General features: G+C 72.4%; 1 protein-coding gene. It reads right to left on the bottom strand.

What is annotated here, in order from left to right; translation table 11 throughout:
* Nucleotides 1–279, bottom strand: a 279-nt coding sequence (locus SM754_RS20205) for a hypothetical protein (protein ID WP_323677935.1), incomplete at both ends; no start/stop codon positions are given.

Here is a 279-nt window from a genome sequence, read left to right as displayed (position 1 = left end):
ATCCCGGAGAGCGGTCCCTGCAGGCCGGACACCAGCGTCCCGGCCGCCGGCAGCGTGGCGTTGCACTTGGCCAGCGGCGTGTCCACCACCAGCTCGCAGGCGCCCAGGAGCGCCGCCAGCGCGCCGGTCATGTCCGTCTCGATCGCGAACGACCCGTTGCGGCTCGTCGTCGCGCCTGCCACCTTGTTGCCGCCGCACCGCAGCTCCACCTCGGCGTCTGGGAACGCGGGAGAGGTGGCAACGTCGATCAGCGTGCCGGTGTTGCACGGCACAACGCCG

Source organism: Halorubellus amylolyticus, from assembly GCF_034808145.1.
In the GTDB taxonomy this organism is placed as follows: domain Archaea; phylum Halobacteriota; class Halobacteria; order Halobacteriales; family Natrialbaceae; genus Halorubellus.
The sequence above is the reverse complement of the archived record's forward strand: the minus strand, read 5'-3'. Positions and strand labels throughout refer to the sequence as shown.